12 protein-coding genes are annotated in these 14,640 nt (G+C 38.7%); 3 read left to right on the forward strand and 9 right to left on the reverse strand.

Annotated elements, in window-relative coordinates; translation table 11 throughout:
* Positions 1 to 132: 132 nt before the first annotated feature.
* The 3 genes from I6F66_RS06405 to pmbA all read right to left on the reverse strand — a co-directional run bounded on the left by I6F66_RS06405 (position 133) and on the right by pmbA (position 4,531).
* Positions 133 to 2,208: a M13 family metallopeptidase gene (locus I6F66_RS06405; protein WP_010553817.1), complete on the reverse strand. Its 2,076-nt coding sequence runs from the start codon at positions 2,206 to 2,208 to the stop codon at positions 133 to 135.
* 415 nt (positions 2,209 to 2,623) lie between these two features.
* Positions 2,624 to 3,109 (reverse strand): DUF721 domain-containing protein, encoded by a 486-nt coding sequence (locus tag I6F66_RS06410; protein WP_024589904.1) that lies wholly within the window; start codon positions 3,107 to 3,109, stop codon positions 2,624 to 2,626.
* Between the two features lie 72 nt (positions 3,110 to 3,181).
* Positions 3,182 to 4,531: a metalloprotease PmbA gene (gene pmbA, locus I6F66_RS06415; RefSeq protein WP_007582066.1), complete on the reverse strand. Its 1,350-nt coding sequence runs from the start codon at positions 4,529 to 4,531 to the stop codon at positions 3,182 to 3,184.
* A 144-nt stretch (positions 4,532 to 4,675) separates the two neighbouring features.
* Between pmbA and yjgA the strand changes: the two genes are divergently transcribed.
* Entirely contained in the window at positions 4,676 to 5,209 is a 534-nt protein-coding gene (gene yjgA / locus I6F66_RS06420; protein ID WP_007582068.1) for a ribosome biogenesis factor YjgA, read from the forward strand.
* 124 nt (positions 5,210 to 5,333) lie between these two features.
* On the forward strand, positions 5,334 to 6,707 hold the full coding sequence (gene hemN, locus I6F66_RS06425; protein WP_165728096.1) for an oxygen-independent coproporphyrinogen III oxidase: 1,374 nt from the start codon (positions 5,334 to 5,336) through the stop codon (positions 6,705 to 6,707).
* A 94-nt stretch (positions 6,708 to 6,801) separates the two neighbouring features.
* On the opposite strand, the gene I6F66_RS06430 is transcribed toward hemN, so the two are convergent.
* From I6F66_RS06430 to I6F66_RS06440, 3 genes are all read right to left on the reverse strand, one after another.
* On the reverse strand, positions 6,802 to 7,317 hold the full coding sequence (locus I6F66_RS06430; protein ID WP_197140513.1) for a DUF2489 domain-containing protein: 516 nt from the start codon (positions 7,315 to 7,317) through the stop codon (positions 6,802 to 6,804).
* A gap of 12 nt (positions 7,318 to 7,329) precedes the next feature.
* Positions 7,330 to 7,926, reverse strand: a complete 597-nt coding sequence (yihI, locus tag I6F66_RS06435; RefSeq protein WP_007582074.1) for a Der GTPase-activating protein YihI — start codon at positions 7,924 to 7,926, stop codon at positions 7,330 to 7,332.
* A 752-nt stretch (positions 7,927 to 8,678) separates the two neighbouring features.
* Positions 8,679 to 9,311 (reverse strand): cytochrome c, encoded by a 633-nt coding sequence (locus I6F66_RS06440; protein WP_007582080.1) that lies wholly within the window; start codon positions 9,309 to 9,311, stop codon positions 8,679 to 8,681.
* Between the two features lie 281 nt (positions 9,312 to 9,592).
* Here I6F66_RS06440 and yihA point away from each other — a divergent pair, with 281 nt between their 5' ends.
* Positions 9,593 to 10,261: a ribosome biogenesis GTP-binding protein YihA/YsxC gene (gene yihA / locus I6F66_RS06445; RefSeq protein ID WP_007377272.1), complete on the forward strand. Its 669-nt coding sequence runs from the start codon at positions 9,593 to 9,595 to the stop codon at positions 10,259 to 10,261.
* A 9-nt stretch (positions 10,262 to 10,270) separates the two neighbouring features.
* Here the strand turns inward: yihA and I6F66_RS06450 are convergent, their stop codons facing one another.
* The 3 genes from I6F66_RS06450 to polA all read right to left on the reverse strand — a co-directional run bounded on the left by I6F66_RS06450 (position 10,271) and on the right by polA (position 14,599).
* Positions 10,271 to 10,789 (reverse strand): DUF1285 domain-containing protein, encoded by a 519-nt coding sequence (locus I6F66_RS06450; RefSeq protein ID WP_165728095.1) that lies wholly within the window; start codon positions 10,787 to 10,789, stop codon positions 10,271 to 10,273.
* Entirely contained in the window at positions 10,786 to 11,373 is a 588-nt protein-coding gene (locus I6F66_RS06455; protein ID WP_007582084.1) for a YceI family protein, read from the reverse strand. Before I6F66_RS06455 ends, I6F66_RS06450 begins: the two co-directional genes overlap by 4 nt.
* A gap of 490 nt (positions 11,374 to 11,863) precedes the next feature.
* Complete coding sequence (polA, locus tag I6F66_RS06460) at positions 11,864 to 14,599, reverse strand: DNA polymerase I (RefSeq protein ID WP_165728094.1); 2,736 nt, start codon at positions 14,597 to 14,599, stop codon at positions 11,864 to 11,866.
* Positions 14,600 to 14,640 lie beyond the last annotated feature (41 nt).

Genomic DNA, 14,640 nt, shown 5'->3' on the forward strand with positions numbered 1-14,640 from the left:
CGCTGAAAATAGCTGCTTGAGGTAGATTTATTATCCATAGTTCAGGTTATTTACAAATTCAAGATACAAAAAAACCAGTAAGCTAAAAACTTACTGGTTTTTTATTAACTTTAAATCAGTCTATTTAGTAAATTACCAAATTTTTACGCGATCTTCTGGTTTGATATACATTTTATCACCTTCTTTTACGTCAAACGCTTCGTAAAACTCAGGCATATTCGACAAGATACCGATTACACGGTAGTGACTTGGTGAATGAGGGTCTGTTAATAAACGATTACGTAACTCTTCATCGCGATAGTTACGACGCCAAATTTGTGACCAACCCATAAAGAAGCGTTGATCGCCTGTGTAACCATCAATCACTGGTGATTTTTTATCACCTAAAGACAGCATATACGCTTTATGCGCAACCGTTAAGCCACCTAAGTCACCAATGTTTTCGCCAAGCGTTAGCTCGCCATTAACACTTGCATCTTCAAACGGTTTATATTCGTTATACTGTGCAACTAAAGCCGCTGTACGCTCTTCAAATTGCTTAAGGTCAGTCTCACTCCACCAGTTACGTAAGTTGCCATCACCGTCGTATTTAGCACCTTGGTCGTCAAAACCATGACCAAGCTCATGCCCAATTACTGCACCAATTGCGCCGTAGTTTACAGCATCATCCGCTTCTAAATTAAAGAATGGCGGTTGTAAAATAGCTGCTGGAAATACAATTTCGTTGTTTACTGGATTGTAATACGCATTTACTGTTTGCGGAGTCATGTGCCACTCAGAGCGATCAACTGGTTTACCCAATTTAGCAATCATGTCTGCGTATGCCCATTCGCTATAACGAATGTAGTTACCTACTAGCTCATCTGAGTTAATATCCAGCTCTGAGTAATCTTTCCACGTGTCTGGGTAACCAATTTTAGGTGTAAATTTGTCTAGTTTTTCTTTCGCTGCAAGCTTTGTTTCAGGGCTCATCCACTCAAGATTTTCAATAGCAACACCGTAACCTTTAATTACGTTATCAACTAATTCTTCCATGCGTGCTTTTGCTTCTGGCGGGAAGTTATCTTTAACGTATACCTTACCTAATATTTCACCAAGTACACTGTTAGATGCATCAACCGCTTGCTTCCAAAGAGGTGCTTGTTCTTCTACGCCACGAAGTGTTGTGCTGTAAAAGTCAAAGTTAAGGTTAACTAAATCTTCACTAAGTAGCTCTGCATAACCACTTACAAAATGAAATTTTAAGTAGTTTTTCCACGTCGCTAAATCAGTGTCTTTGTAAATAGTAGCAAGTGCTTCTAAGTAGCTTGGTTGACGTACAATAATGTCACTTGCACTCACGCCTGCATCTTTAAAGAATGCAGCTAAATCAAGGTCACCCATCAACTTGCTTGCATCTGCTACTGTCATCTTGTTATAAGATTTAGTTGCATCACGGCTTTGCACACGGCTCCATTGAGCATCAGCTAGTGTTTTTTCAAATGCAAGTACGCTCTTAGCAGCTTCTGCTGCATTTTTAACGCCTGACTTAGCTAAAACATCAGTGATGTATTGCTCGTAAGAAGCGCGAATTTTAGTGAATTTTTCGTCATCTTTTAAGTAATAGTCACGATCTGGTAAACCAAGACCCGACTGAGATAAATACAATGCATACTCACTTGAGTTTTTAGCATCGTTATTTACAAACCAACCAAACGGTAAAGTACCGCCTTGTTTTTGAATTTTAGCCATTAAACCCACTAAATCAGCTTTAGATTTAACGCTATCAATTGTATCTAATGACGGTTGTAATGGCGTAATACCTAGCTCATTACGCGCATCTTTATTCATATAGCTTTTATAAAATGCACCAATTTTATACTCATCACTGCCTTTTTTAGCGGCTTTGTTTGCAGCTGCACTTTCAAGGGCTATTTTCATCGCTTTTTGCGACTCATCATATAACTGCGAAAAAGAACCGTAGTTAGATTTATCACCTGGTATTTCAGTTTTAGCTAACCACTGACCATTTACATGGTAGTAAAAATCGTCTTGTGCGCGTACTGAACTATCCATATTAGCTAATTCAATACCAAGCTCTAGTGGTTTTTCAGCGGGTGCTGTTACTACTGGAGTGTCGGTTACTTTTGTTTCTTGTTGTTTTTCACCACAACCTACCAAGCCAAGCGCAAGTGCGATACTTGCAGCAGCCATTGTTACTTTATTCATAATTATTCCGTTTGTTAGTTAGAATTGAATCATACCAATCTGCTTATATATGGGGTCTATTTAACGTTAAGAAAATTACGCTAGAACCAGGCAAAAGTTTTTGTATCTAGTTGCTCTAAATAAAAAATTTTTAACGACGTTATAGTGCAATTTAATTCGTTAAATTGATCAAAGACTTATGCAGGTTGGTATCACATACCAACTCCATTAAATTCTTGAATATAGCAGGAGTAAAAATAGCACTGCCTACACGCTTTTACTTAATGGAATGGGTATCAAAGAGCTTTCGATCAATATAAAGCCCACGCAGCATCATAAACCTCATTAAGCCAACAATAAAATGGAATATGTAACAAAGTATTTTGAATGCGGTGAGCTGCCAAATTAGCCCCACCAATAACAAGATGGTGGGTAGTTAAGACTTACTTTTATTTTTTCCGTGAAGCGCTAAACGCTCTAGTTTTTCTTTTAAAGAAGGGGGTGCAGAAGATGCTATCGCGTTTAAGTAATCCGCTGTTTGCTCACTCATTTTACGTGAGTTGGTAACTGCAGGACTGCCCGACTTATTCGCTGTGCTTAATCTCTGAGTTGCTTGAGGATTTGCAGTTATTTTTATTTGCCCGAGCTCTGCCATTCCGGCAGCTCTAAAATGTGAAAGCATATCCATTTTCAAATAATTAAGTCTAAGCGCGATAGGTGCAGATACAGCCTCTATCATTAGCGTGCCGTCTCGGTAATTACTGACTCGGCATTTATCACCCAACTTAGGACCCAAAAAATCTTTTAATAGGGTTTGCTGTGTATCAAGTGCTTGGCTTTTGCCTGCATAAGCTGATAAACGATTATTTAACCCCGCCATAATATCGGTTAGCGGTTTTGGTGCATATCTATCTTTAGCCATTTTACACCTCGTAAAAGCTCACTTAGACCCAGAGATAATACTCTAGGTCTAAGTATACACTGCGTATTAATACTACGCGCCGGCTATTTGCATTTGCTCTATTAATACTGAGCCAGTTTGAATACCACCACGGCGTTCGATGTCACCACCAATAGCAGATATGCCTTTAAACATATCTTTTAAATTACCAGCAATGGTAATTTCGCTTACAGGATATTGGATTTCACCATTTTCAACCCAAAAACCAGCAGCACCACGAGAGTAATCACCCGTTACGGTATTTACGCCCTGCCCCATTAGCTCTGTAACTAATAAGCCGGTGCCCATCGTTTTTAATAGTGCAGTTAAATCGTTATGAGTTTGCTCAACAAGCCAGTTATGTATACCGCCAGCATGCCCTGTTGGGGTCATATTCATTTTACGCGCGGCATAACTTGCTAATAAATAAGTTTGTAGCTCGCCGCCTTGAATAATTTCCCTATCGAATGTTTTAACGCCTTCGCTATCAAACGGTGACGACGCCAACCCTTTTAAAATATGTGGGCGCTCGGCAATATTCACACAATTACTAAATACTTGTGTGCCTAAGCTATCAAGTAAAAAACTTGATTTACGATAAAGCGCACCACCACCAATTGCCGACACTAAGTGACCAAATAATGAATTTGCAATATCGGCTCTAAAAATAACAGGCACTTTCATTGTGCCTAACTTTTGGCTATTTAATTTAGCCAATGTTTCAGCTGCTGCTTCAAGCCCAACTGCCGCTGCGTCATTTAAACCCGCTTGGTCGCGGGCAACAGTATAAGCAGAGTCGCGTTGCATCTGCTCGCCATCTTGACCAATTACCATAGTACTAATGCTATGACGAGTGCGTGGAAAGCCAGTTATCAAACCATGGCTGTTACCATAAACACGTAATCCTTGGTGAGATGAAAAACTCGCACCATCAGAGTTAACAATGCGCTCATCTGCGTTTAATGCAGCTTGCTCAGCAGCATGACAAAGCTCAATACCTTCTTCAGGGCTTACATCCCAAGGATGGTATAAATCTAAATCTTTAGGATTAAATTCAAGCAATTCTTTATCAGCAACGCCGTTAAATGGGTCATCCGATGTAAATTTGGCTATATCAATCGCTTTTTCGACTACCATGCGCAATGTTTTTGGATTTAAATCAGCTGTCGATGCTGAGCCTTTATTATTACCAACATATACACTAATGCCTAAGCCGCCGTCTTGGTTAAACTCAATGGTTTCTACTTCACCCATTCGTGTACTAACCGATAAACCAGACGTGCTAGACATAGCCGCTTCTGCAGCTGTTGCGCCTAATTTTTTGGCATGTTCGAGTACTTCTGCTACCGCATCTTTAACTTGCGATATTTGAGAATAAATTGGATCGTTTTGTTGGCTTTTCATAAATTAAGTCCTGAGCCTTAGAGGCATAATGCACGCATTTCTTATATTTAAATGCTAACACACTCAATGCATCACATCAGCTAATATTCCTAAGTATCATATTCATGTATAATGGCAAAAGTTATTTTTATTTAAGAGCACCCCATGGCAAAGAAAAAAGGCAAGCCTGCTGAAATTGAAGAAGAAATTGAATATGTATCAAGAACGGAGCTTAAGCGCGAAGCGCAAGAGTTTCATCAGTTAGGTACTGAAATTGCCAAAATGGGTAAAAAACAGCGCGAACGCCTGCCATTAAATGACGATTTAAAAGCGGCAATGGTTGTTGCTGATAAAATAAGTAATAAAAGTGACGCGTACCGCCGTCACTTAAACTACATCGCTAAAACGTTGCGTACTGTAGAAAACATTGACGCTATTAGAGCGATTATCGATGTAATGCTTAATAAAAATAACCAAGCTGAAGTATTGGTCAAAAAAATTGAGCAATTACGTTCAGACCTAATTGAACAAGGTGATGACCTTATCAATGAGACTATTGAACAGTTTCCGTCTCTTGATCGTCAGCAAATGCGTCAATTGGTTCGTAATGCGGCAAAAGAAGCGAAAGCTGAAAAGCCGGGTAAAGGTTATAAAGAGTTATTTCAATATCTCAAAGATGCCCATACTGTTACGTATTAATTAGACCGCATTAATTGATATTTTATTAAAAAAGGTGCTTCGGCACCTTTTTTGTTATAGATCAAACCGCCTCACTGCGTACTTTTTTATAATCACCCCCTAAATAAATACTTAGGTGCGCGTGATGATTAAACTTCCACAATGGGATCAAACCCTAATAAACAAATATAATGTGTCTGGCCCGCGTTATACCTCGTATCCCACAGCTCTATCACTGCGTGATGGATATCAACAACAAGACCTACTTAGCGCTGTAGAATCATCAACGAGCCGTTCACTTTCTCTATATATTCATATCCCGTTTTGTAGTCAGCTTTGCTACTACTGTGGCTGTAATAAAATAATTACCCGCCATCAATCTAAGGCAGATACGTATCTCGACTTTTTAGCAAAAGAAATTACTGCCCAAGCGCCTTTATTTAAAAGCTACACGGTTGAGCAATTACATTTAGGTGGCGGTACTCCCACCTTTTTAACCGCAAAACAAATGACTCGTCTAATTAAGCTTTTAGAGCAGCACTTTAATTTTACAAGCACAACAGAGCGCGGCATTGAAATAGACCCACGCTCACTTGCCGATAATATGCTCGTTGATTTAAGGATGCTTGGCTTTAACCGTGTCTCATTTGGGATTCAAGACTTTAACGACGACGTGCAACTTGCTGTTAATCGCCCGCAAAATGCAGATACGGTCAAGCAATTAATTACACAAGCTCGCGAGCTGGGATTTCAATCTATTAATGCAGATATGATTTACGGGCTTCCTCTGCAAACGCCAGAGAGCTTTAAGCAAACTATAGAGCAACTTATTGAGTTAAGCCCTGACCGAGTATCGGTGTTTAACTACGCGCATTTACCAGAGCGCTTTGCCGCACAGCGTAAGATTAAAGATGCAGATTTACCCAGTGCACATAATAAACTCACTATGTTTAAAAACACGCTGGAGCAGATGACGCAAGCAGGCTATCAATTTATTGGTATGGACCACTTTGCAAAAACCGATAACGAACTAGCTATTGCGCAAAATGAAGGCAAGTTACATCGTAATTTTCAAGGTTATACAACCCATGGAAATTGTGATTTATTAGGCTTAGGCGTGTCATCAATTTCGCAAATTGACAGTGCCATTTTACAAAATCAAAAAGAATTAAAACATTATTACCACAGCATCGAAACACAAATCGGCTGTGCTCTTAATAAAGGTATGCACTTAACGCATGATGATGTAATTCGTGCTGATGCAATTAAGCAGCTCATTTGCCAGTTTGAATTAGATATACAAGACTTTAGCGAAAAGCATGCGCTTATATTTAATGACTACTTTGAGGATGCGTTAATTGCGCTTACGCCACTTATAAAAGATGAACTAGTCACTATAAATGATAATAAAATTAGCGTAACGCCACGCGGCAACTTATTCATTCGTATTATTTGCATGTGCTTTGACGCTCATTTACAAAAACAAATAAATGCGACGCGTTTTTCGCGAGTGATTTAGCAGATCACTAATTTAATGCAATTAGTATGAAAATTTTTACGCATAAAAAAAGCAGACCAAGGTCTGCTTTTTTTGAGTACTCGAAAAACTAAAGCTAGTTAAAAACCACTTTATCGCTGCCAGGAGCGGCTTTAAACTCGATGATAATTTTAGCGCAATCGGCTTTAACTTCATCTTTAAGTGTTTCTTCAGCTTGCCAGCGAGCTTTATCTAGCTTAAAAATTTCTTTTTTAGCATATTTTTTACGTGCATCGTGTGTCGGCATTTCTTTAACTACCCGGTACATTTTATAAATGCCAGGATATTGTGTCGTTAAATCACGCTCGCTCTCAAAGCCATATTGAGACATAAGTACCCAAATACGTAAACAGCCTTCAGAAAACTCACACTGCTCTTCATTCATTGCACGCGCAATTAAATGAATACTATCGGCTAGTTTGGCATTTCGCTTTAAACGCGACTTCTCAAGCTTTTGCTTTTGTTCAGCCTGCGTTTTAGCAATTAACTTTTTTTGCGCATTTAACTTATACAGCAACTGACCCGCATAAAATGCCAGACCAACTATTATAGCAGCGCCTAAAAGTAAGGCTAAAATTACCGCGGTACTCATTATTTATCCTTACTATTTGTCGTCTTCATCTAACCATTCGTTGGCTAAATCGTCAGATAAGTATTGATCGAAATCAGAATTGCCTTTGCTTTCAATATCATCTTCAAGGTCATCTTCAAATTCGTCTTCATCCTCGTCTTCAATACCAAGAATTTCACATAACGCCTGATGGCGAGCAATACGGCTATTAAAGTACTTAGCATCTTTACCAGTTAGCATTTCACCTTCTTCATGACGCTCTACTAGTTTAAGTAAACGCTCGTCATTCTCAAGTGCTTCTAGCTCTTGTTCAGGTGTAAATTCAGGCTCGATTACCTTTTTCAGCTCAATAGTTGGCTTTAAGTTGCGTTTCATTTCAACTTTAGGCTCAGGCGCAGTTGCAATTAATGGTACCGGCTTTTTACTGCCTACACGCTTATCTTTCGGCGCGTGACCAGCATTATGGCTTTCGCTATCTAGTAAATCTGGCGCGTTACGAGAACCTGGCTTAGCACCTTTGGTTTTTTTAACTCGCTGCTCTTTTAATGCGCGCATTTCTTTAAGCTTATCTTGGCTTAAACGAACAGGTCCGTTTGCTGGGCTTTTGCGTGACTTTTTAGTTCTACTCATATCTTGATCATCTCACTTAAGAGGTTTTGAGCGAAGCGCAAATTAATGGGCATCGCAGTGCTGGCCTAGCCAGAAGAATTCAGTTTGCGCTTAGAGGTTGGGTCTCTCATTTAAAAGCGCCTTAGCTAATTAATCGCTAATTTTAAACGGTGGGTATTGTAACAGGACAAATAAAAAGGCGGTAGAGAAAACATCTCTACCGCCTGCTAATCTGAGCGCCATTATCTGGACACTTCTCCCTTCGACTTTTTTTAGTCTTTATTATTTTTATTATTATCAGTCCGTATTGTTATTATTTTTACGTTCCTTGTTACATTCCATTTTGTTTTTATTATTAAACTTCCATGAGTTTTTTATTATTTTCGGTCATCCTGACACTTTTTTATTATTTCCTTTAGTAGCACTAATCTTATGCTATGTAGTCATGCCGCGTTACTTTCCTTGATAGTTATTTCCGTTTTGTTATTGTTGTTTTGCGACAGTGGTTAATTTACTCGTTAATGATTTTGTTACAACTGGTTTATATAACTTTTATTATCTTTATTACATTGAGATATAAAAATAAACATAAATTACAATAAGTTAATCAATAATCAAAAATAAAAAGAAGACTTTTCTTACAACCAGACATGGTCAATGTCTTACATTAAAACGGACGATATCGTTAATTTTTGACACAAAAAAAGCAGCCTAGGCTGCTTTTTTTAACACATTGTAGTTTATTTATTATTAACTGCTAAATAAATACGACTTTAGTGTAAGCCACCTAAATACTGAGAAAGTACTTCGATGTCTTTATCTGTTAATTTTTTTGCAATATCGCCCATCATGCCATTTAAGTCATTATGACGAGTACCATCACGGAATTTTTCAAGTTGAGCCTTGATATATCCTGGATGCTGAAAAGAAATTTTTGGAAACTTAGCAAGTGACGAGCCATTACCACGTGGGCCATGACATGCTGCACATGATGGAATTCCACGTTCTGCATCGCCTGCTTTAAAAAGCATCTCGCCAACTTCAACAACATCTTTAGGTGTAGCACCTTCAGTCATGTTCATTGAAGAAAAATAAGCAGCTAGATCTTTCATGTCTTGCTCGCTAAGTGGCATAGCCATAGCGCTCATTACTGGATCCATACGCCCTTCTTTGCCGCCTGACGTCATACCTAATTTTAAATCCTGAAGTTGCTTAAGGATATAATCTGGATGTTGACCTGCAATTTTAGGGTAAATATTAACCGGCGCATTACCGTCTGGGCCGTGACAAGCCGCACACGTTGCTGATTTTTCTTTACCTGCGTTTACATCGCCATCAAATGCTGTTGCGTTGCTTGCTGACAACGCACCAAGCAATATTGTTAAAGATAGTGCTATTTTTTTCATGGTGAATTCTCTGTTTCCGACCCTGTATCATCTACAATCGTGATGTTGTAATACATATATTCTACACGATAATAAATTCTCTGGCACGTTTTCTACACATATTAAGCTTATAATTTACAGGGTTTTGACTTAGATTAAGCTTTAACATGTTTTAAATGTACCATAGGTGCTGTTTTTAGGTGGTTAAATACGCTTTTTAATACATCCTTTATAGTATAAAATACGCGCCCTGAGTGAATTTGGTTTACTCAACGTTATTTATTTAAGTTTTAGGAGAGCCTGTGCTCAAATCTCGTATCAAATATAATACTGCGTCTTTCGTAACAAGCGCTCCCGACATTACTAAATTACCTGCTGATACGGGAATTGAAGTTGCGTTTGCCGGTCGCTCCAACGCAGGTAAGTCGAGTGCATTAAATGCATTAACCGATCAGAAGCTAGCACGTACAAGTAAAACACCTGGACGTACTCAGCTAATCAATACATTCGATTTAGCTGATGTTGACGATATGCGCCTTATCGATTTACCAGGCTATGGTTTTGCTAAAGTACCAATCGAAATGAAAAAGAAATGGCAAAAATCGCTAGGCGAATACCTACAAAAGCGTCAAAGCCTAAAAGGTATTGTTATTTTAATGGATATTCGTCATCCATTAAAAGATTTAGACCGCGATTTAATTAATTGGGCTATTGGTAGTGAAATTCCAGTATTGGCACTATTAACTAAAGCCGATAAATTAAAGCAAGGCCCTCGTAAATCACAAGTACTGCAAGTTCGTCGTGAATTAAGCACGCTTGATGGGGATATTACAGTTCATGCATTTTCATCATTAAAAGGCACGGGTTTACCAGAAGTAGCTAAAAAACTAGATGAATGGTTTTTAGGTCCTGTTATTGCTGTACCACCTACCGATGAAACAATCACAGACGAAACTAACCCAGAGGCTTAAACGCTGGCGTTACGATAAATAAAACTGCTTTCCTGCAGATTTAATAAAATAGCCGAGTTTATCAGACTCGGCTTTTTCAGCCCACTGATAATATACGCTTCGCGCAACACGCGCACTACAGCCATAAGGTAGCTTTAGATAAGGTACTTTTGACCCTTTATAGTCTTTTATAACTAAAGGCTGCTGAGCGCTCACCAACCAGTGCCTAGCTAAATTATCAATACAACACAACACCTGCCCTTGCACTGTATTTTCAAAACGCCAATCAACAATAATAAACGGCGCATCATCAACCGTTATTGTTATTTTTTCGACAGGTGTTTTTAAATAAAATTGCTCACCTTCTTTACATAGAACAGAAGCAAACAGCTTCACCATGGCTGGGCGTGTTATTTCGCTGCCATCGTAAAACCATTTCCCCTTATGATTAATGACAATTGGCAGTTCACCACAATGATTAGGCTGCCAACTATCAAAAGGTTTGCTTGGCTCGCTTAATTGCTTGCTAAGCTCACTTAAAGAAATCACTGTTTTTTAAGTGTAATTGCGAATGTAACAGGCACTGCTGTTGCAATTGAAGGTAAGCCCGCTAGCTCTTGCAGCTTTTTAACGCCTTCGGTTACACCAAAATCATCACTATTAATAATAATAGGTGTTAATGATGATACCGTTAAATCACCACTTTGCGTGCTGTTAACGAGTACATCAATTGCCAATGGCTTTTTATTACCGTGAAAATCAAGCTCAGCTTTAATACCCTTTAATACATATTGACCAGGCTTTTTAATATTGCTCAGTTCTTTAGTTAAATTTGCAGTTAAAACAGCATTTGGAAATTTAGCCGCTTCGAATAAAAATGTCGTTAAACGCTCATTACGAATAGGAATTAGAGTTTCAGCTGATGTTAAATCAACATTAACGCTAAACTCGCCTTTATCAGAAAGCATACCTTCAAGGTTAGTAAAATGGTGAGCTTCAGCAATCGAATCTTTTTTAATTGAAACAAAGCTTAGTTGGCTTTTATCATTCACTAGCTGCCAATTGGCCTGAGCAACATTAGAAATAACTAAACTTGATAAAGAAAAACCTGCAATAGCTAATGCTTTAAACATAACGCACTCCTTAGTAATAAAATGAAAAGAATAAAAATAATATCACTTCGATGGTATCACCTGCGATGTACCCAAACCACCTCGAAATGACGAATGAATAATACAATTGGTATAGCGCAATAAAGAATTAATTAGATAGGATTTTCAGGCGTAAAACAAAAAACGGCCCACCAAACAAGTTGGTAGGCCGGTATAGCAAACTGGGGAGAAGCTATCAATTTGTTGCACCCTTTCAGATGCATCATCAACAGGATGTCCTACAGGATAGGACAGGCGGGACTTTAACAAAAGCACGCATTAAAATACAATCATATTCCTGTAAAACAGCTCGAATTGACGAACATATAACTATTTAATACAAATAGTTGCTTAAATTAACCTTATTTTAACTAAAGCTTGCATATACCTGATTGAATCGCTGTTATTCGCCATTTTTATTAAACATAAAAAAAGCGCCAAAAGGCGCTTTAATTAAAATGCTCAAATTGCATTAATGAGCTTGTTCCCAGTTGTCACCTTCATCAGCTTCAACTATAAGTGGTACATCTAGCGCAGCAGCTTGCGACATCAGTTCACAGATGTGTTTTGTGTACTGTGGTGCGCAGTCTGTTTTGATTTCAAATACTAATTCATCGTGCACTTGCATAAGCAGCTTAATTGTATTTGGCGCTTGTTCGTGTACCCAGCGGTTAACGCTCAGCATTGCCTTTTTAATAATATCGGCGGCAGTACCTTGCATTGGTGCGTTTATAGCAGCACGTTCGGCTCCTTTTCTACGCGCCCCATTACGTGCGTTTATTTCTGGTAAATGTAGGCGACGACCAAATATTGTTTCAACGTAGCCATTTTCAGCTGCTTTTTCGCGTGTTGTTTCCATGTACTCTAATACACCTGGAAAACGCTCAAAGTATTTATCTATGTAATGCTGCGCTTCGTGGCGTGGCACATCTAGTTGACGTGCTAAACCAAATGCCGACATACCGTAAATTAAGCCAAAGTTTACTGCTTTCGCCTTACGGCGCATATCGGTAGTTACATCATCAAGCTCTACACCAAATACTTCAGCGGCAGTTGCACTATGTACATCTAAGCCGTTAGCAAATGCATTTAATAGACCTTTGTCTTGTGAAAGATGCGCCATAATACGTAGCTCAATTTGACTATAATCGGCAGCAACAATTTTATAACCATCTGCGGCTATAAACGCTTCACGAATACGACGTCCTTCTTCTGAACGAATAGGAATATTTTGTAAATTAGGATCAGTTGAACTCAAGCGCCCCGTAGCTGTAATTGCCTGATGATAAGACGTATGTACACGCTGGGTTTTCTCATTCACCATTAATGGTAATTTATCGGTATACGTTGATTTAAGCTTTGATAAACCACGATGCTCTATAATTACTTTAGGTAGCGGATAATCATGAGCAAGTTCTTGCAGTACTTCTTCTGCGGTAGAAGGTGCACCTTTAGGCGTTTTTTTAATAATAGGCAGCCCAAGCTTTTCAAACAACAGTACTTGTAGCTGTTTTGGAGAACTTAAGTTAAATGGTTCGCCTGCTATTTCAAACGCTTCTTTTTCAAGCTCAATTAAACGCTCACCTAAACGTTGACTATGCGCTCCAAGCATATTGCTATCTATCGCAACACCGGTGCGTTCAATATCAGAAATCACACTAATAAGTGGCATTTCTATATCTTCAAATACCGATTTTAGCTTTTCATCAGCTGCTATTTTTGGCCAAAGCACTTCGTGTAAACGCAAAGTAATATCGGCATCTTCTGCGGCGTAAGGCGCTGCTTTTTCAAGTTCAATTTGGTTAAAGGTAAGTTGCTTTTTACCTTTGCCAGCAATATCTTCAAAGCTAATATTTTTATGACCTAGGTATTTAAGTGCTAGCGAGTCCATATCGTGACGCGTGCCTACACTATTAAATACATACGACTCAAGCATGGTGTCAAACTTAATACCATTTAGCGCAAAACCTGCATTCGCTAATACACTTTTGTCATATTTAAGGTTTTGCCCTACTTTAGCTTTGTTTTCATCTGCCAAAATTGGACCTAGCTTTTGCATTACAAATTCAAGGCTTAATTGCTCAGGCGCACCTGGGTAGTCATGCGCTACCGGTAAATACACAGCTTCACCCGCTTTTACGGCAAAGCTCATACCCACCAATTGCGCTTTCATGTAATCAAGGCTGGTTGTTTCAGTATCAAATGCAAATAACTCAGCACTATTTAATTGCTCTATTAGCGTATCAAATTGCACTTGCGTTAAAATAGTTTCGTAATGAGCATCTTCTACTTTTGGTAATTCAGTAGCTTCGGTAGGTACAGCTAAATGTGTTTCAGCATCTTTAGGATTATCAAGTAATTCAGCTAACCAACGACGGAATTCGCACTCACCATATAATGCAATTAATTCGTCTTTGTTAGGCTCTTGAAGTTTGAATGTATCAAGATCAGATTCAACTTCAACATCACACTTAATTGTCGCAAGTTCGTAGCTTAAAGGCAGATGATCAAGAGCAATTGCTAACTTTTCGCCTATTTTACCTTTAATCTCACTGGCGTGATCCATTACACCTTGAAGAGAACCATATTTTTCTAACCATTTAACTGCCGTTTTAGGACCACAGCCTTCAACACCCGGAATATTATCGACCTTATCACCCATTAATGCTAAGTAATCAATAATAAGTTCAGGGCCTACACCAAACTTTTCAACCACGGTAACGGGATCTGAAATACTGTCAGTCATCGTGTTTATTAGCGTAACGTGTTCATTAACAAGCTGTGCCATGTCTTTATCGCCAGTAGAGACGAGTACATGTCGTTTTTGCTCTGATGCTATACGTGCAAATGTACCAATAACATCATCAGCTTCAACGCCTTCAATACTAATTAGCGGAAAGCCCATCGCTTTAATAATACTGTGTATCGGTGCTATTTGAGTGCGTAAGTCATCCGGCATAGGCGGACGATTTGCCTTATACTCGCTATACATATCGTTACGGAACGTTTTACCTTTAGCATCAAATATAACCACCATATGTGATGGATCGTATTGTCTGATCAAGCTTTTAAGCATATTGATCACGCCATAAATAGCGCCCGTAGCTTCACCTTTAGAATTAGTTAAATGCGGCGGAGAATGATAAGCACGAAATAAATATGACGAGCCATCAACTAAAATAAGTGGGTTTTCGGGGATCTGAGCCATGGTGAATTTGGATCCTAAATGCAAAAAATTAAGGTAATTAT

The organism is Pseudoalteromonas sp. NZS100_1, from assembly GCF_015864285.1.
Classification (GTDB): Bacteria; Pseudomonadota; Gammaproteobacteria; order Enterobacterales; family Alteromonadaceae; genus Pseudoalteromonas; species Pseudoalteromonas arctica.